Origin of the sequence: Lentzea sp. CA-135723 (genome assembly GCF_050936595.1) — a bacterium.
Classification (GTDB): Bacteria; Actinomycetota; Actinomycetes; order Mycobacteriales; family Pseudonocardiaceae; genus Lentzea.
Genome location: NZ_JBNJMK010000001.1, coordinates 3,927,999 through 3,944,261 on the forward strand (window position 1 = coordinate 3,927,999; position 16,263 = coordinate 3,944,261).

Consider the following 16,263-nt stretch of genomic DNA (forward strand, 5'->3'; position numbering starts at 1 on the left):
GGTTCCAGACTCGGCGGGTGCGGCGTTGACGCCCCTGCGAGGATCATCGTCATGCCTGCTGAGCAGCCCACCATCCTCGCCACGTCGGGAGGTCTGCGCGCAGGGCGCAGAACCTTCGCCGAGTTCAACAAGTTGATCCACTTCGCGCTGGACCTCGCCGGTGTGGACGGCCGCACGCCGCGGTTGTGCTACGTCGGAACAGCCGGCGGTGACCAGCGGGTCATGAACGCGAACGTGGAGGAGGCCGGAAGGGTCGCGGGCGTCGAGGTGTCGCCGCTCAACCTCTTCCCGATGCCGCCGACGGACGACCTGGAGGACTACGTCCTGTCCCACGACGTCGTCTGGGTCGGCGGGGGCTCGGTCGCGAACCTCCTCGCGGTCTGGGAGGTGCACGGACTCGGCCCCGTCTTCCGCAAGGCGTGGGAGTCCGGCGTGGTGCTCGGCGGTGTGTCGGCGGGGTCGATCTGCTGGCACTCCGGCGGCAGCACCGACTCGTTCGGCCCCGACCTCCGGATCGTCACCAACGGCCTCGGCTTCCTCCCCTACGGCAACGGCGTGCACTACGACTCCGAGGAGCAGCGCCGCCCCAAGGTCCACGAGGCCGTGGCGGCCGGGGTGCTGCCGACGACCTACTGCACCGACGACGGCGTGGGCCTGCTCTACCGCGGCACCGAGCTCGCCGAAGCGGTGACGGAACGCCAGGGCTCCGGCGCATACGTGGTGGTCAGGGAGGATTCTTCAGCAACCGCACAGGAGGAAAAGCTCGACACCAGGCTGCTCTGACGCGGACCTTGGAAGGGTGCGCTGGGCCCTGATCGTCTTCCTCGTCGCGGCGGTGTTCGTCATTCCGGACGCGTCGCCGTGCCTCGCGCACGGCAAGCCTTCGGCTGATATATCGCGCGGCCCCGATGTATTGGACACCGGCGACGGCTCCAGTGACGCCGCCGACCCGAACGACGGCGCCGATGTATCGGATACGGGATCCAATACATCGGATATCGGCTCTACCTCAGCGATATCCGATATATCAGCCGCTGATATATCGGATATCGCAGCTGCCGGCGGCGCGTCCGACGTCGGGCTCGCGGTGCTCGACCTGCAAACCGGCCAGTTGGTGTCCTCGCAGGGCGACAAGCCGTTCTACTCGGCGTCGCTGTCGAAGCTGATCCTCGCCGTCGACGCGTTGCGGCAGCCGTTGTCTGGCGACGACGTCGACCTCGTCGACCGCGCGCTGAGCCTGAGCGACGACAACGCCATGGACGTGCTGTGGACGAGGTTCGACGGCATGGACGCGATCGGCCGGGTCGCCGCGGCAGCGGGACTGACAGGTACTCACGCACCTGAGGACCCCTCGCAGTGGGGAGAGGTCGTCATCACCGCGAACGACATGGTGCGGCTCTACCACTACATCCTCGGCTCACCGCAGCGCGACGCGATCGTCGGCGCGCTCTCCAAGGCGTCCGCCACCGCCGCCGACGGCTTCGACCAGGCGTTCGGCCTGCTCGGCGTCACCGGCGCCTACGCCAAGCAGGGCTGGATGTTCTACCTGCCCGCCGAGGTCTACCTGCACAGCGCGGGCGTGGTCGACGGCCGTTACGCCGTCGCCGTCCTGACGACGAACCCGACCGGGTCGTGGACCACGGCCAGGACCTCGATCAACGCCGTCAGCACGGCCGCCCTCGCGAAGCTGGGCGTCAAGGGCTGACCCGGCGCTCCTGCCCCGGCCGCGCCGGCCAGTCCCACAGGGCGCTGTAGTCGCGCGTCACCAGGATCGCGACCACGAGCAGCACGATGGCCCCGAAGACCACCGCGCTGAACAACATCCCGGCGGCACCGCCGATCACGGCGACCTTCGCGGCGGCCCACCCGACGGCCGCGGGCACGACGACGTACGCGACGGCGTTCCGCCGCCGCGCCGTGTAGACGTTCTTCTCGCGCGCCAACGACAACCCGAGCGCCACCGGCATGAGCGTCACCAGCAGCCCGGACGCCTCGAGGAACAACAACCTCGTCGGCACCGCGAACGCCAGCGCCACCACGGCGACCGTCAGCGCGGCCCCCACCACGACGAGCACGGTCCCGAGCACCCTGATCCGCTGCACCGACGCGGGCTCGGTGGACAGGGGCACGAGCGGCCCGAACTCGGCCACCACGACCCTGTGCACGACGATGCTGCCCCACAGCGCGAGCCCCAGCGCGATCACCACGGCGACCACGAGCACTGACACGATCCCCAGCGCGAAGTCACCCGGCTTGCCCACGGGCTCGACGCTGGACGCGAACCAGTAGAACGGGAAGAAGATCGCGATCGCGGTGCCCTCCAGCGCCACGACCACGTGCCGCACCCGAGCCGCCGACGCCGCGTCCGCGATCCGCGCCGCCACCAGCCCGATGACCGCCGCGCACAGGCACACCAGCCCGCCGCTCACCGCCGCCGCCCCGAGCACCTGCGGAGTCCCGACCTCCGCCAGTGCCGCGACGACCGCCACCCACGCCACCAGCACGGCACCGGCGACCGCCAGCACCACGCCACGCCTGCGGAACTGCTCCCCCGTCACGCTCTTCACACGCGACAACCGGCCGGAATGTTGCTCAGGATCAGAGGAACTCGGTACCGGGTTGCCCGGCGGTCCCCGCCTTGACGACGCGTTCCACCTGCTGCGCGACGAACAGCGTCGCCCCGATCGACACCACGACCACCAGGGTGAAGACGACCGAGCTCAGGCTCGTCAGCAGACCGTCGACCTCGGGGTGGTCCGTGTAGAGGATGCTCAGCGTGACGACACCCAGGCCGACGGGAACCCCGAGGCAGTAGCGCAGGAGCTTGTTCAGCCGCGCCAGGTCCGGCACCCGGAGCACGAGCGCTCCGCTCAGCACACACCCGAGCGCCACCGCGGCGCCCGGCCAGGCCAGCCACGGGCGGACGTGGTCGTACAACGGCAACGTCATGCCCGCCACGAACGCCGCGAGCGCGAGGCCTGGCCCCGCCGCGACGAGTGCGACGCCGTACCGCCTGATCTCTTCCGGGATCATCCCCCCGGTCTCCTCGCGCATGCACTCATCACGCACGAGCCAGACGATCTGTTGCCTGCCGAGCAAAAACCGGGACGAGAACCCGGAAATCTCAGCGATCAACACCACTCGGCCCCCGCCCGAACTAGCGGGCGGGGGCCGAACGGAGCGACGGCTAGCAGCCCACCAGGCGGGCCGCGAGGTACGACTCCAGCTGGTCCATCGCCACGCGCTCCTGCGACATCGTGTCGCGCTCCCGCACCGTCACGGCGAGGTCGGTGAGCGTGTCGAAGTCGACCGTCACGCAGAACGGCGTGCCGATCTCGTCCTGGCGGCGGTAGCGGCGGCCGATGGCGCCGGCGTCGTCGAAGTCGACGTTCCAGTTGCGGCGCAGGGCCGTCGCGAGGTCGCGGGCCTTGGGTGACAGGTCGGCGTTGCGCGACAGCGGGAGCACCGCGACCTTGACCGGAGCCAACCGGCGGTCGAGCTTCAGCACGACGCGCTTGTCCACGCCGCCCTTGGCGTTCGGGGCCTCGTCCTCGGTGTAGGCCTCCAGCAGGAACGCCATCATCGGGCGGCCCACGCCGGCGGCGGGTTCGATGACGAACGGCTTGAAGCGCGAGTTCGTCGCCTGGTCGAAGTACGACAGGTCGACACCCGAGTGGTTCGAGTGCGTCGTGAGGTCGAAGTCGGTGCGGTTCGCGATGCCTTCGAGCTCACCCCACTCCTGGCCGCCGAACTGGAAGCGGTACTCGACGTCCACGGTCCGCTTCGAGTAGTGCGACAGCTTCTCCTTCGGGTGCTCGTAGTGCCGCAGGTTCTCCTTGGAGATGCCGAGGTCCGTGTACCAGCGGGTGCGCTCGTCGATCCAGTACTGGTGCCACTCCTCGTCCGTCCCGGGCTCGACGAAGAACTCCATCTCCATCTGCTCGAACTCGCGGGTGCGGAAGATGAAGTTGCCCGGCGTGATCTCGTTGCGGAACGACTTGCCGATCTGGCCGATGCCGAACGGCGGCTTCTTGCGCGACGTCGTCTGCACGTTCAGGAAGTTCGTGAAGATGCCCTGCGCGGTCTCGGGGCGCAGGTAGTGCAGGCCCTCCTCGGTCTCGATCGGACCGAGGTGCGTCTTGAGCAGGCCGTTGAACATCTTCGGCTCGGTGTAGGTGCCGCGCACGCCGCAGTTCGGGCACGGCACGTCGGAGACGTCGCCCTCGGCGACCTCCTTGCCGGTGCGCTCCGCGTACTCCTCGGACAGCGTGTCGGCGCGGAACCGCTTGTGGCACGACTCGCACTCGACCAGCGGGTCGACGAACGCCTCGACGTGACCGGAGGCGACCCACACGTCCCGCGGCAGGATGACCGACGAGTCCAGGCCCACGACGTCCTCACGGCCGCGGACCATGAAGTTCCACCACTGGCGCTTGATGTTGTCCTTGAGCTCGACGCCGAGAGGTCCGTAGTCCCACGCCGAGCGGGTACCGCCGTAGATCTCCCCGCACGGGTAGACGAACCCCCTGCGCTTGCAGAGGCTGACAACGGTTTCGATGCGATCGGCGGGCAAGGGGAACTCCATCGGGGGAATGAGAATCGGGGGCTCAAGCCTAGCCCGTCACGTTGCGCCCCGAACGGGCGACCGGAGCCTTACCCTGCAGGAATGGAAGACCGGCTGCGAGAGCTGTGGGACTTCGCCGATCTGGACGGCACCGAGGCGAGGTTCCGCGCGTTCCTGGGCGACGTGGAGACGGACGACGAACGCGCTGAGGTGCTGACCCAGCTGGCGCGCGTCGAGGGCCTGCGCGAGAACTTCGCCGCAGGTCACACGTTGGTCGACGAGGCGGAGGTGCTCGTCGCGCCGGACTCGACGGGCCGGGTGCGGGCGTTGCTCGAACGGGGCAGGCTGCACCGCTCGGCGGGTGACCCGGAGGCGGCGCAACCGCTGTTCGTGGCGGCGTTCATCCTGGCGAAGACGCGCGGCGACCTGTCGCTCGCGGTGGACGCCGCGCACATGGCGTCGCTGGTGGACGACCCGGAGAAGTGGACCAGGCAGGGCCTGGAGATCGTGGTGGCGAACCCGGAGCTGGTGCGCTGGCTCGGCCCGCTGCACAACAACCTCGGCTGGTTCTACTTCGAGAACGGCCGCTTCGAGGAGGCGCTGGACGCCTTCGAGAAGACGCCGGAGGCGTACGCGGAGAGCGGCAAGGCCAAGACGCTGCACGCGCTGGGCCGGTCCGAAGAGGCCGCGGCCGCCGCACGGCGCGCCCTCGAGCTCCTCCCCCACGACTCGCAGGAGGAGTGGGGCGAGGAGATGGAGGCTATCGCCGCGGGCTCGTAGGCCCGGCGGCCTCGCCGAGCCGCACCGTGAACGCGTCCTCGGCGAGCACGCTCGTGTGCGTCACGACCTCGCCGTCCTCGCTGGTCAACGCCGGTTCGTACATCGCGGGCTCGTCGGTCAGCGCCTCGGACAGCAGCGGGATGACGTGTTCGCGCACGGGGAACGGCGACATCGCGCGCCGATATGCCACGACGGACTCGAACTCGACCGTGAGCACCCACCGGTCGTCCTCGTCGGTCGACCGCGCCAGCGTCCCCTTGTGACACCCCGGCTGAGCCGTGAGCAGCCGCAACGCGTTCTCGACGCGCGCGGTGAACGTCTCTGGGTCGGATACGCGGAAGCGGCACACCAGCAGCACGGTGCAAGGATGGCACGGTGACCTCCAAGCGTCCCCTCCTGCCCGGCGACGGCCCGCTGGCGCGCGTCCGCCCGGCAGTGGCGTTCGTGCTCGTGCTCGGCCTGTTCATCACCGGCGTCTGGGTCGGCGGCACGGTCGGCGCGGTGCTGCTCGGCGTCCTGATCGTGGCCGCGGGAACCCTGCTGGCGGCCACCTGGAAGGTTCTTTCCCCAGCTCAACGCACATTGCGCGTGGTGGTCCTGCTGGTACTGCTCATCATCACCGTAGAATTGGTTGTGAAAATCCCTACCAGGTGAGGTGCGCCGCCATGACCGCTCAGCTGCACGGCGAGCACTCCCCCGAACGCGAGGCCCCCGCGCCGGCGCCACCCCGCCCCGCGCACACCCTCGTCGAGGCGGGCGACCTGCTCCGAGCCCTCGCCGCCCCCGTCCGCATCGCCATCGTGCTGCAGCTGCGGGAGCACGACCGCTGCGTGCACGAGCTGGTCGAGGCACTGGGCGTCGCCCAGCCGCTGATCAGCCAGCACCTGCGGGTGCTGAAGTCGGCGGGCGTGGTGCACGGCGAAAGGCACGGCCGAGAGGTCGTTTACAGACTGGTGGACGAACACCTGGCGCACATCGTGGTGGACGCTGTGACGCACGTCGAGGAGAAGTTGTGACCGGACTGAGGTCCACCAAGCAGCGCACCGCGGTGTCGAACCTGCTCGACCAGCTGGACGACTTCCGCAGCGCCCAGGAGCTGCACGAGGAACTGCGCCGCCGCGGCGAGGGCATCGGCCTGACCACGGTCTACCGCACCCTGCAGTCCCTCGCGGACGCGGGCCAGGTCGACGTGCTGCGCACCGACTCGGGCGAGGCCATCTACCGCCGTTGCTCGGCCCATCACCACCATCACCTGGTGTGCCGCCACTGCGGCCGCACGGTCGAGGTGGAAGGCCCCGCCGTCGAGAAGTGGGCGGACCGTGTCGCGGCCGAGAACGGCTTCTCCCAGGTCAGCCACACCGTCGAGATCTTCGGCACGTGCGCGGAGTGCACGGCCAAGGGCCTGAAGTAGCAGCGAGAGCCGCCGATATCCGATATATCGGCGGTTCGACGCTCAGCTCTCGTACGGCTCGACCGGTTCGGCCACCGCCGCGAACGACTCCACGGTGAAGCTCGGCACCCACGAGTTCTTCTCGTTCGCCGACTTCGGCACGACCTGCCCGGTCACCTCGACCCACTGCTCGTCCGGCAGCGCGGGCACGTCCCCGCCGAGGCGCACCTTCAACGGCCGCGCGTCGGCCGCGCAGCAGGAGATGGCGAGCCGCGCGACGTAGGTCTCGCCCTCGGCGCGCAGCAGGAAGCCGGTCAGCTTCACGCGGCGGTTGTCGAGCGTGCCCGACTCGTCCCACGCCGTGCGCGTCACGAACTCCGTCATCGACAACGGGATGACGTCGCCGGACGGCAGTTCGCCGAGCAGGTTGCGGGCGCGCTGGGTCTGGTTGGTGTCGGCGGCCGAGTTCACGACGTCGCCGCCCAGCGCGGGCGGCGAGATCAGGAACACCGCGAGCACCGGCAGCAGCATCAGCCACGTCGAGCGCGACGAGTGCGAGTGCTCGTGGTCGTCCGCGGCGGCCTTGCCCCGGCGGACGTCCTGGACGATCGAGAACAGCGCCAGGCCGATCATGATCACGCCGGCCGCGATCAGCAGCGGCAGCAGCGACTTCTGGACGTACCGCAGGTACAGCCCGGAGAAGCTGATCTTCAGCAGTGCCCCGCCGAGCAGGACCAGCAGGATGTTCTGGGTCTCGCGCCTCACAGCAGCACCACTCCCGACACGACGGCGCACAGGATCGCCACCACGAAGGTGGCGGGTGCGAAGCGGAAGGCGAAGGACTTGCCAAAAGCACCGGCCTGCAGCGCGATGAGCTTCACGTCGACGGCGGGGCCGACGACGAGGAACACCAGGCGCGGCAGCAGCGGCAACGCGGAGAACGCGACGGCCACGAACGCGTCGGCCTCCGAGCACAGCGCGAGGATCACGGCGAGGAACGCCATCACGATCACGCCGAGGACGATCTGACCGCCGAGCGTCTGCATCCACGCGACCGGCACGAACGTCTTGAACGCCGCCGCGAACAGCCCGCCCAGCACCAGGAACCCGCCGGCGTCGACCAGGTCGTGCCGCGAGCTCTCGGCGAACACGGCCCACTTGGACCGCCCGGTGTGGTCGGCCATGCGCGCCAGCGCCCGTTCGGCGATCCACTCCATCTTGCCGAACCGCACCCACAGCCAGCCCATGACCATCGCGGTCAGCAACGAGCCCACGAACCGCGCCACGACCATCATCGGGGTGTCGTTGAACGCCACCGCCGTCGACACCAGCACGATCGGGTTCACGGCGGGCGCGGCCAGCAGGAACGTCAACGCGACGGCGGGCGCGACGCCCTGCTGCATCAACCTTCGAGCCACCGGCACCGAGGCGCACTCACACCCCGGCAGCGCCACGCCCGCGACACCCGCCACCGGCACGGCCAGCGCGGTCTTCGACGGCAGCATCCGGCGCAACGCCGACGCGGGCACGAACGCCGCGATGGCGCCCGAGATCAGCACGCCGAGCACGAGGAACGGCATGGCCTGCACGCAGATCGCCACGAACACGGTCGACGCCGTGCGCAGCTTCGGCACGTCGAGCAGGTCGACCAGCCGGGACTGGAAGAGCAGTGCGAGAACGAGGATCCCGCACAGCACCTCCAACGACGTGATCTTCAGCCGAGGCGGGCCGGTGCGCCGCTTCGGCGAGCGGATCTCGCCGGTGATCGTCATTCCGAGTCCAGGTCCAGCAGCCGGCGGTACTGGCGCGCCATGCCCTCGCGGATCTCCTCTGGCGAGGGCGGCTCGGCGAACTCGGCCTCTTCCTCCACGAGATCGTCGTCGTCGAAGTCGACGGGAGTGCCGTTGACGGTCTCCTCCTCGTCCTCCTCCTCTTCGAGGGCGGCTTCGCGCAGCTCCTCGATGGTGGCGGAGACGTCCTCGGCGGACAGCGCGGGCAGCATCGGCTTCACGATCGCCAGCACGCCGCCCTCCTCGTCCTCCAGCGCCACGGCCTCCGCCAGCGCGACGGCGTGGTCACGCTCGTACGGGCCGCAGATGAACGAGTCCCAGTCGTCGCCGCCCGACGGCTCGAACGTGACGGTCCAGGGGAACTCGTTGACGTCCGAGTCCTCTTCCGGCTCGTAAATGATCACGCCACCCATCGAAGGGTCCTTTCTCAAGAAAACCGGGAGAGGAGCTCGCCGCGCACCTGCGACGCGGTCGAGACGACGAGCATGAGCAGCGTGCTCAACGGCTCGGGCTTGAGGCCGTCCGCGGGGAACGCGTACCGCAGCATCACGTCCGTCCCGCGCTCGGAGTGGATCACCCCGAGCGTACCGAACAGGCCCTGACCAGCGCGTTCGGCGACCCACGCCGCCGCTTCCGCCGGCAGGTCCCACGCGACCACGACGGTCAGCGACAGCACGGTCAGGCCCTCGGCCAGCTCCATGCCCTGCACCGCGCACGGCACGTCGCCGTGGCGGAAGCTCAGCGCGCCGTCGTCGTCCACCGACACGTCGTGGAACAGCTCCAACGCCTTGCGCGCGGCCTCCAGGGCCTCTCCGCTCGCGTTCACGACGACACCACCTCCTCGTCCGGCTTGTCGACGGCGCCACCGAAGCGACGGTCGCGCCCGGCGAACTTCTCGCAGGCGCGCCACAGGTCGCGGCGGTCGAAGTCGGGCCACAGGATGTCCTGGAACACCATCTCGGCGTACGCGGACTGCCACAGCAGGAAGTTCGAGATCCGCTGCTCACCGGACGGCCTGATGAACAGGTCGACGTCCGGCATCTCCGGCTTGTACATGTACTTCGCGAGCATGCGCTCGTCGACCTTGTCCGGGTTGACCTGCCCGGCGGCGACCAGCCGCGCGATCTCCCGCGCCGCGTCGCCGATCTCCGCGCGGCCGCCGTAGTTCACGCACATCACGAGGTTCAGCACGTCGTTCTCGGCCGTGCGGACCTCGGCCTCCTGGAGCTGCTTGATGACGCTGCCCCACAGCTTCGGCGAGCGGCCTGCCCAGTGGATGCGGACGCCCATCTCGTCGAGCTCGTCGGTGCGGCGCGCGATCACGTCGCGGTTGAAGTTCATCAGGAAGCGCACCTCTTCTGGGCTGCGCTTCCAGTTCTCCGTCGAGAACGCGTACAGCGAGAGCCACTTCACGCCGAGCTCGATGGAGCCCTTCGCGACGTCGAGCACGACCTGCTCGCCGCGCTTGTGGCCCTCGACCCGGGACAGCCCGCGCTGGTTCGCCCACCGGCCGTTGCCGTCCATCACGATCGCGATGTGCTTGGGCACCTGGTCGAGCGGGATGTCCGGGGGCGTCGCACCGGACTCGTGCGGCTCCGGCGGGCGCGGGACGCGCTTCTCACGCTCAGAGCGGCGGCGACGCAGCATTCGACCAGACATCCTTTCGAGCGAAAACCATTGTCGGTAGGCGCAAGACTAGCCGTCGGCGGGCTGCGCCTTGCGTTCGACCAACGGCAACGAGCGGAGCTGCCGTTCGAGGTGCCACTGCAGATGGGCCGCGACCAGGCCACTCGCGTCCCGGCGGGCGATGTGCGGGATCTCGTCCACCACGTGCCACTGCCCGTGCAGCAACGCCGAGAGCAGCGCCAACGTGTCCTGCGAGGGCGAAGAGGCACCCGCTGGACGGCAGTTCGGGCAACACGAGCCGCCCGCCTGGATGCTGAACGCCCGATGCGGCCCCGGATCACCGCATTTCGCGCATTCGTTCACCGCGGGAGCCCATCCCGCGAACGCCATCGCACGCATCAGGTACGCGTCCAACAACAACGACGGGTCACGCTCCCCCGCAGCCAACGCGCGCAGTGCACCGGCCACGAGCATGTAGAGCCTGAGCACCGGTTCGCCCTCTTCGGCCGTGAGCCGGTCGGCGGTCTCGGCGATCGCGCACGCCGCCGTGTACCGCTGGTAGTCGGTGACGATCCCCACGCCGAACGCGTCCAGCGTCTGCACCTGCGTGATGATGTCGAGCGTCCGGCCGGGGTAGAACTGCACGTCGACGTGGCAGAACGGCTCGAGCCGGGCGCCGAACTTCGACGACGTCTTGCGCACGCCCTTCGCCACGGCCCGCAGCTTGCCGTGCTTCTGGGTCAGGAACGTGATGATCCGGTCCGCTTCACCGAGCTTCTGCACACGAAGCACGATGCCGGTGTCGCGGTACAGGTTCGCCATCTAGAACCCCAGTCGGCGCAGCTGTTTCGGGTCGCGCTGCCAGTCCTTGGCGATCTTGATGTGCAGGTCCAGGTACACGCGCGAGCCCAGCAGGCGTTCGATCTGCTTGCGCGCGGCCATGCCGACCTGCTTGAGCCGCTCACCCCGGTGCCCGAGGATGATCGCCTTCTGCGACGGCCGCTCCACGAACACGAACGCGTGGATGTCGATCAGGTCGTCCCGGCCCTCGCGCGGCGCCATCTCCTCCACCACCACGGCGATGGAGTGCGGCAGTTCGTCGCGCACGCCCTCCAGCGCGGCCTCGCGGATGAGCTCGGCGACCAGCGTCTGCTCGGGCTCGTCGGTCAGGTCGCCGTCCGGGAACAGCTGCGGGCCCTCTGGCAGCTTCTTCAGCAGCAGGTCGCCCAGCGCGCCGACCTGGAAACCGTTGACCGCGGAGACCGGGATGATCTCCGCGAACTCCATCACCTTCTGCAGCGAGAGCAGCTGTTCCATCACCTGCTGCTGCGAGACGAGGTCCGTCTTGGTGACGATGCCGATCACGGGCGTGCGCTTGGCGACCTTCTCCAGCTCGGCCGCGATGAACTTGTCACCGGGCCCGACCTTCTGGTCCGCCGGCACGCAGAACCCGACGACGTCGACCTCCGACCACGTCTCGCGGACCAGGTCGTTGAGGCGCTGGCCGAGCAGCGTGCGCGGCCGGTGCAGACCGGGCGTGTCGACCAGCACGAGCTGGCCGTCGTCGCGGTGCACGATGCCGCGGATCGTGTGGCGGGTGGTCTGCGGCTTGCTGGACGTGATGGCGACCTTGGTGCCCACCAGTGCGTTCGTCAGCGTCGACTTCCCTGCGTTCGGGCGGCCGACGAAGCACGCGAACCCGGAGCGGTAACCATCCATCAGTCCATTGTCCCTGGCAGCCGCAAACGTGCTCCCCCAGGCCCCAGGTGCCGCCGCTAGTGCAGCTCGACGACGTCTCCCGCCGCGTTCACGTGGATCACCGGACCGCTCGGCGACAGGTCGCGCACCGCCTGGATCGACTCCTCGTCGAGCGCCGCGGCGTCGACCGCCACCACGGCGGCCTCCAGGCCCTGCGCTCCGCTCGACACCGCGGCGGCCACCGCGGCCTGCAGCGCCGTCAGCTTCAGCGAGGGCAACCTGACCTCGGACGCGTTGTACGTGCGGCCGTCGAGATCACGGACGGCCGCACCTTCCTTCGACCCGTTACGCGCGCGCACGGACCGTGCGAGCGTCACGAGCTTGGCGTCCTCGGGGTCCAGGTCACTCATCTTCTTCGCTCTCCTTCTGCACGGGGCGCACGAGCACCGTGGTGACGCGGATGCGGCCGCGTTCGTCCTTGCCGCCCTCTGCCCGCATGCGCAGGCCGGCGATCTCCGCCTCGGTGCCCGGCAGCGGCACGCGGCCGAGCCGTTGCGCGAGCAGGCCGCCGACGGTCTCGACCTCGTGGTCGTCGAGCTCGGTGCCGAACAACGCGTCGAGGTCGTCCACCGGCAGGCGCGCGCTGACCCGCACCGCGCCGTCCTCCAGGTGCTCGACCGGCGGGCGGTCGTCGGTGTCGGACTCGTCGGTGATCTCGCCGACGATCTCCTCGAGGATGTCCTCGATCGTCAGCAGGCCCGCGGTGCCGCCGTACTCGTCGACGACGATCGCCATGTGCCGGCGCGACACCTGCATCTCGCGCAGCAGGTCCGCGATGGGTTTGCTGTCCGGGATGAAGCTCATCGGGCGCATCAGCTCGGAGACGCTCTTCGGGTCCTCGCCCTCGGCGAGCGTGGCCCGCATGAGGTCCTTGAGGTTCACCACGCCGAGCACGTCGTCCACGCTCTCGCCGATCACCGGCACGCGGGTGTAGCCGGTGCGCAACGACAGCGCGAGCGCCTGCCGCAGCGACTTCGACTGCTCGATCCACACGATCTCGGTGCGCGGCACCATGATCTCGCGGGTGATCGTGTCGCCCAGCTCGAACACCGAGTGGATCATCTCGCGCTCGCCCTCGTCCACGACGCCGCGTTCCTGCGCCATGTCGACGAGCTCGCGCAGCTCGACCTCGGAGCTGAACGGACCCTCGCGGAAGCCCTTACCGGGGGTGATGGCGTTACCGACGAGGATCAGCAGCTTGGACAGCGGCCCGAGCACGCGACCGAGCTGCCGCACCGTTCCCGCCGCGAGCAGGCTCACGGCGTACGGGTGCTGACGGCCGAGGGTGCGCGGCCCGACGCCGACGAGCACGTACGACACGACGAGCATGCTCAGGCACGAGTACAGGACGGCCAGCCAGTCCTGCTCCACGTAGTCCAGGAACACGGTCGTGACCAGCACCGCCGCCGACATCTCGCAGAACAGGCGCAGCAGCAGCAACAGGTTGACGTGCCGCGGCCGGTCGTTGAGGACCTGCAGCAACTGCCCGGTGCCCCAGCGTCCCTGCCGTTGCAGGGCCTCCACCCGTGCGCGCGACACGGTGCCGAGAGCGGCATCCACACACGCGAACAGACCAGCGGCGAGCACGAGCAGAACGGCCAGCACGATCACACTGGCAGGGTTCGCGGTCATGGTCCGTTTTCTCTAGAGGACGTCAGGCTTCGTCGGTCTTCTCGTCCAGGCCGACCGCGCCGAGCACCTTGTCGTCGGTGCTGCGCTGGTGAGCGGCCCGCTCGGCCTCGTCCCGCGCGGTGCGGAAGTCGCCGAGGATGCGGTTCTGCAACGTGAACATCTCACGTTCCTCCGCGGGTTCGGCGTGGTCGTAGCCGAGCAGGTGCAGCACACCGTGCACGGTCAGCAGGTGCAGCTCGTCCAGCAGGCTGTGGCCCGCCTTCTTGGCCTGGTCCTTCGCGAACGCGGGGCACAGCACGATGTCCCCGAGCAGCGCGGGCCCGAGCCCTGCCGCGTCGGGGCGGCGCGCCGAGTCCAGCTCGTCCATGGGGAAGGCCATGACGTCCGTCGGGCCCGGCAGGTCCATCCAGCGCTCGTGCAGGTCGGCCATCACGTCCAGCTCGACCAGCAGGACGGACAGCTCGGCCAGCGGGCTCACGCCCATGCGGTCCAGCGCGAAGCGGGCGGCGGAGACGATGGAACCCTCGTCGACTCCGACACCCGACTCGTTGGCGATCTCGATGCTCACGGCGCCTATCGTCCTCGCCGCTGGTTACCCCGCCGCGCACCGGGTCCGTGGTGCTGCCCGTTCTGGTCGAGGGCGTCCTGCCTGACCTGCCACTTGTCGTAGGCGTCGACGATGTCGCCGACCAGGCGGTGGCGGACCACGTCCTGGCTGGTCAGCTCGGAGAAGTGCACGTCCTCGACGCCTTCGAGGATGTCCCGCACGACCCGCAGGCCGCTGCGCTGGCCACCCGGCAGGTCGACCTGGGTGATGTCACCGGTGACGACGACCTTGGAGCCGAAGCCGAGGCGGGTGAGGAACATCTTCATCTGCTCGGGCGTGGTGTTCTGCGCCTCGTCCAGAATGATGAACGCGTCATTGAGCGTGTTGTGCGTCAGCAGGTAGTCCTCGGTGACGTACAGGGAGTCCTGCGCCGCCACCTGGATGCACACGGTCTCCGTCCGGCCCGCGGGCTCGATGCTGTCGATGAACCGCATCGGACGCCCGCCGCCACCGCCGGCGTGATATTTCTCCCGCTTGCGCTTGAGCCGGAAGGGCTCGACGCCCTCGGGCAGCCTGATGTCGAGGACGTAGGCGTCGTGCCGGTAGCCGACCTCACGTCCCTTCGCCAGGCCGGGCTTGCGGCCCTCGGCTGGACGGCAGCGCCAGTAGGCGACACCTCCGAGCGAGCGGACCAGTTCGACCACGTCGTCCCGCAGACGTTCCGACGTCGTCGCGTACTGGATGCGGCAGGTGCGGCCCATCTGGGTCACCGGACCGCCGTCCGAGTCGAGCAGGCCCTGCAGCACGGCGAGACGCACGTCCGCACTGTTGTGCAGGTAGACCTCGGGAACGAACTTGGTGTGCGAACGCGTGCCGAGCAACTCCAGTTCCCGCATGACCGCGGTCACCGGGTTCTCGATGGTCACGACGTCGCCCGGCGCCTTCACGCGGTTCAGCGTGTAGTCGACGGCGTTCTTCTTCCGCACCGCGATCGGCTCCAGCGCGACCTGCAAAGCGAACGCGAGAGCCGGGTCGCTGGTGGAGAACGACGGCGTCGTCGACCCCGTGATGCACCCGTCGCCGAGCAGCAGGCCGAGCGCGTACGCGTCCATCGGCACCTCGCGCTCCGGCAGGCACACCGGCGCGCTGAGCATCGGCAACTCGTAACGCCGCGCGTGCACCGCGCGGAGGTTGCCGATCATCTCCTTGGTCTCCAGCACCCGCCACGGCTTGTTCCGACGGCGGTCGGAGGCCGTCCGGACCGTCCAGAGGTGCTCCCCGCAGGCCAGCGTCGACGAGCCGTCCTGCGCGGTGACGCGGTAGACGTCCTTCTCGCCCTGGGGGAAGACGCCGAGCACCGGGGTCGGTTCGCCGTTGGAGCCGATGACCAGGTCACCGACCTGCAACGAGCCGATCGGGCGGTAGCCGTCCGGGGTCAGGACCGGCGTGAAGATCGGCTGTGCGCGACCGCGCATGTATGCGAGGGGTGCGACCTCGATCGTGCCCGCCTGGGTGAGGCGCGGGATCGACTCCGGGTCGACCATGTCGTGCAGCGCGTCGTAGAGCGGGCGCAGGTACGGGTCGATCTTCTCGTACAGCGTGCCGGGCAGGTAGCCCAGGCGCTCGCCTGCCTCGACCGCCGGGCGGGTGAGGATGATGCGGTTGACCTGCTTGGACTGCAGCGCCTGCACGGCCTTGGCCATGGCGAGGTAGGTCTTGCCGGTGCCGGCGGGGCCGATGCCGAACACGATGGTGTTCTTGTCGATCGCGTCGACGTAGTGCTTCTGGTTCAGCGTCTTCGGCCTGATCGTGCGGCCTCGGCGGCTCACGATGTCGAGGCTCAGGACCTCGGCCGGCGACTCGACGTCGTTCGCGCTGAGCATCGCGATGATGCGGCGGACGCTGTTCTGGTCGATGGCCTGACCGCGGCCGGCGAGGGTGATGAGCTCGGAGAAGACGCGTTCGGCGAAGGCCACGTCGGCGGGGTCGCCGGACAAGGTGATCTCGTTCCCGCGCACGTGCACGTCGGCGTCGAGCAGTTCCTCCGCGAGCCGGAGGTTCTCGTCGCGCGACCCGAGCAGCGTGAGCACCGCACCTTCCGGCACGGCGAACCGGGACTGACCTTCCTTGTTGCTCTGCTGGTTTTCTTCGGCCACGTGGCCCCGGCCTGCTTCCT

Annotated in this window: 20 protein-coding genes and 3 pseudogenes; 6 read left to right on the top strand and 17 right to left on the bottom strand. The window is 69.3% G+C overall.

Features of this window, described 5'->3' with window-relative positions; all coding sequences use genetic code 11:
• The first annotated feature begins 51 nt into the window (after positions 1 to 51).
• Positions 52 to 783, top strand: coding sequence for a Type 1 glutamine amidotransferase-like domain-containing protein (locus ACQEU1_RS17355; RefSeq protein ID WP_433202275.1), 732 nt, complete (start codon positions 52 to 54; stop codon positions 781 to 783).
• A 16-nt stretch (positions 784 to 799) separates the two neighbouring features.
• Entirely contained in the window at positions 800 to 1,705 is a 906-nt protein-coding gene (locus tag ACQEU1_RS17360) for a serine hydrolase (RefSeq protein WP_433202278.1), read from the top strand.
• On the opposite strand, the gene ACQEU1_RS17365 is transcribed toward ACQEU1_RS17360, so the two are convergent.
• The 3 genes from ACQEU1_RS17365 to ACQEU1_RS17375 form a co-directional block, all read right to left on the bottom strand.
• On the bottom strand, positions 1,695 to 2,567 hold the full coding sequence (locus tag ACQEU1_RS17365) for a hypothetical protein (protein WP_433202281.1): 873 nt from the start codon (positions 2,565 to 2,567) through the stop codon (positions 1,695 to 1,697). The two genes, ACQEU1_RS17360 and ACQEU1_RS17365, sit on opposite strands and share 11 nt — an antisense overlap.
• 31 nt (positions 2,568 to 2,598) lie before the next feature.
• Entirely contained in the window at positions 2,599 to 3,069 is a 471-nt protein-coding gene (locus ACQEU1_RS17370) for a hypothetical protein (RefSeq protein WP_433202284.1), read from the bottom strand.
• A 118-nt stretch (positions 3,070 to 3,187) separates the two neighbouring features.
• Complete coding sequence (locus ACQEU1_RS17375; protein ID WP_189159985.1) at positions 3,188 to 4,573, bottom strand: glycine--tRNA ligase; 1,386 nt, start codon at positions 4,571 to 4,573, stop codon at positions 3,188 to 3,190.
• A 93-nt stretch (positions 4,574 to 4,666) separates the two neighbouring features.
• Between ACQEU1_RS17375 and ACQEU1_RS17380 the strand changes: the two genes are divergently transcribed.
• Positions 4,667 to 5,344: a tetratricopeptide repeat protein gene (locus tag ACQEU1_RS17380; protein ID WP_433202287.1), complete on the top strand. Its 678-nt coding sequence runs from the start codon at positions 4,667 to 4,669 to the stop codon at positions 5,342 to 5,344.
• Here ACQEU1_RS17380 and ACQEU1_RS17385 read toward each other — a convergent pair.
• Positions 5,325 to 5,702, bottom strand: a complete 378-nt coding sequence (locus tag ACQEU1_RS17385) for an antibiotic biosynthesis monooxygenase (protein WP_433202290.1) — start codon at positions 5,700 to 5,702, stop codon at positions 5,325 to 5,327. The genes ACQEU1_RS17380 and ACQEU1_RS17385 overlap by 20 nt on opposite strands.
• A 17-nt stretch (positions 5,703 to 5,719) precedes the next feature.
• Between ACQEU1_RS17385 and ACQEU1_RS17390 the strand changes: the two genes are divergently transcribed.
• From ACQEU1_RS17390 to ACQEU1_RS17400, 3 genes are read left to right on the top strand one after another with little or no spacing between them, the layout of a single operon-like run.
• Complete coding sequence (locus ACQEU1_RS17390; RefSeq protein ID WP_433202293.1) at positions 5,720 to 5,998, top strand: hypothetical protein; 279 nt, start codon at positions 5,720 to 5,722, stop codon at positions 5,996 to 5,998.
• A gap of 11 nt (positions 5,999 to 6,009) precedes the next feature.
• Positions 6,010 to 6,360, top strand: a complete 351-nt coding sequence (locus ACQEU1_RS17395; RefSeq protein ID WP_382439549.1) for an ArsR/SmtB family transcription factor — start codon at positions 6,010 to 6,012, stop codon at positions 6,358 to 6,360.
• Complete coding sequence (locus tag ACQEU1_RS17400; protein WP_191304953.1) at positions 6,357 to 6,755, top strand: Fur family transcriptional regulator; 399 nt, start codon at positions 6,357 to 6,359, stop codon at positions 6,753 to 6,755. Before ACQEU1_RS17395 ends, ACQEU1_RS17400 begins: the two co-directional genes overlap by 4 nt.
• 42 nt (positions 6,756 to 6,797) lie before the next feature.
• Here the strand turns inward: ACQEU1_RS17400 and ACQEU1_RS17405 are convergent, their stop codons facing one another.
• The 13 genes and pseudogenes from ACQEU1_RS17405 to ACQEU1_RS17465 all read right to left on the bottom strand — a co-directional run.
• The gene (locus tag ACQEU1_RS17405; RefSeq protein WP_433202298.1) at positions 6,798 to 7,499 is read right to left on the bottom strand and encodes a TIGR03943 family putative permease subunit; all 702 of its coding nucleotides are present in this window, start codon (positions 7,497 to 7,499) and stop codon (positions 6,798 to 6,800) included.
• Positions 7,496 to 8,506 carry a permease gene (locus tag ACQEU1_RS17410; RefSeq protein WP_433202301.1) on the bottom strand — a complete coding sequence of 337 codons (1,011 nt, stop codon included), beginning with the start codon at positions 8,504 to 8,506 and terminating at the stop codon, positions 7,496 to 7,498. The genes ACQEU1_RS17405 and ACQEU1_RS17410 overlap by 4 nt, the downstream gene beginning before the upstream one ends.
• Positions 8,503 to 8,928, bottom strand: coding sequence for a hypothetical protein (locus tag ACQEU1_RS17415; RefSeq protein WP_285645285.1), 426 nt, complete (start codon positions 8,926 to 8,928; stop codon positions 8,503 to 8,505). The genes ACQEU1_RS17410 and ACQEU1_RS17415 overlap by 4 nt, the downstream gene beginning before the upstream one ends.
• A gap of 23 nt (positions 8,929 to 8,951) precedes the next feature.
• Positions 8,952 to 9,350: a YbjN domain-containing protein gene (locus ACQEU1_RS17420; RefSeq protein ID WP_090100486.1), complete on the bottom strand. Its 399-nt coding sequence runs from the start codon at positions 9,348 to 9,350 to the stop codon at positions 8,952 to 8,954.
• Positions 9,347 to 10,171: an isoprenyl transferase gene (locus tag ACQEU1_RS17425; protein WP_433202306.1), complete on the bottom strand. Its 825-nt coding sequence runs from the start codon at positions 10,169 to 10,171 to the stop codon at positions 9,347 to 9,349. The genes ACQEU1_RS17420 and ACQEU1_RS17425 overlap by 4 nt, the downstream gene beginning before the upstream one ends.
• A 48-nt stretch (positions 10,172 to 10,219) precedes the next feature.
• Positions 10,220 to 10,972: a DNA repair protein RecO gene (recO, locus tag ACQEU1_RS17430; protein ID WP_433202309.1), complete on the bottom strand. Its 753-nt coding sequence runs from the start codon at positions 10,970 to 10,972 to the stop codon at positions 10,220 to 10,222.
• On the bottom strand, positions 10,973 to 11,869 hold the full coding sequence (gene era / locus ACQEU1_RS17435) for a GTPase Era (RefSeq protein ID WP_433202312.1): 897 nt from the start codon (positions 11,867 to 11,869) through the stop codon (positions 10,973 to 10,975).
• A gap of 56 nt (positions 11,870 to 11,925) precedes the next feature.
• Positions 11,926 to 12,258: a cytidine deaminase gene (locus ACQEU1_RS17440; protein WP_433202315.1), complete on the bottom strand. Its 333-nt coding sequence runs from the start codon at positions 12,256 to 12,258 to the stop codon at positions 11,926 to 11,928.
• Positions 12,251 to 13,540, bottom strand: a complete 1,290-nt coding sequence (locus ACQEU1_RS17445) for a hemolysin family protein (protein WP_433202318.1) — start codon at positions 13,538 to 13,540, stop codon at positions 12,251 to 12,253. Before ACQEU1_RS17445 ends, ACQEU1_RS17440 begins: the two co-directional genes overlap by 8 nt.
• Before the next feature lie 22 nt (positions 13,541 to 13,562).
• Complete coding sequence (gene ybeY / locus ACQEU1_RS17450) at positions 13,563 to 14,108, bottom strand: rRNA maturation RNase YbeY (RefSeq protein WP_285645297.1); 546 nt, start codon at positions 14,106 to 14,108, stop codon at positions 13,563 to 13,565.
• Positions 14,109 to 14,113: 5 nt separating this feature from the next.
• Positions 14,114 to 14,470 (bottom strand): annotated as a pseudogene (locus tag ACQEU1_RS17455) (PhoH family protein); the annotation flags it as partial.
• Between the two features lie 282 nt (positions 14,471 to 14,752).
• Positions 14,753 to 15,562, bottom strand: a pseudogene (locus ACQEU1_RS17460) (LAGLIDADG family homing endonuclease); the annotation flags it as partial.
• A pseudogene (locus ACQEU1_RS17465) lies at positions 15,551 to 16,243 on the bottom strand (PhoH family protein); the annotation flags it as partial. The pseudogenes ACQEU1_RS17460 and ACQEU1_RS17465, both read right to left, overlap by 12 nt.
• Positions 16,244 to 16,263 lie beyond the last annotated feature (20 nt).

Bases quoted from the DNA above. Each gene is read 5' to 3' on its own strand.
- ACQEU1_RS17355 (WP_433202275.1), top strand. From the start codon at position 52: ATGCCTGCTGAGCAGCCCACCATCCTCGCCACGTCGGGAGGTCTGCGC.
- ACQEU1_RS17380 (WP_433202287.1), top strand. From the start codon at position 4,667: ATGGAAGACCGGCTGCGAGAGCTGTGGGACTTCGCCGATCTGGACGGC.
- ACQEU1_RS17395 (WP_382439549.1), top strand. From the start codon at position 6,010: ATGACCGCTCAGCTGCACGGCGAGCACTCCCCCGAACGCGAGGCCCCC.
- ACQEU1_RS17410 (WP_433202301.1), bottom strand. From the start codon at position 8,506: ATGACGATCACCGGCGAGATCCGCTCGCCGAAGCGGCGCACCGGCCCG.
- ACQEU1_RS17425 (WP_433202306.1), bottom strand. From the start codon at position 10,171: ATGCTGCGTCGCCGCCGCTCTGAGCGTGAGAAGCGCGTCCCGCGCCCG.
- recO (WP_433202309.1), bottom strand. From the start codon at position 10,972: ATGGCGAACCTGTACCGCGACACCGGCATCGTGCTTCGTGTGCAGAAG.
- era (WP_433202312.1), bottom strand. From the start codon at position 11,869: ATGGATGGTTACCGCTCCGGGTTCGCGTGCTTCGTCGGCCGCCCGAAC.
- ACQEU1_RS17440 (WP_433202315.1), bottom strand. From the start codon at position 12,258: ATGAGTGACCTGGACCCCGAGGACGCCAAGCTCGTGACGCTCGCACGG.
- ACQEU1_RS17445 (WP_433202318.1), bottom strand. From the start codon at position 13,540: ATGACCGCGAACCCTGCCAGTGTGATCGTGCTGGCCGTTCTGCTCGTG.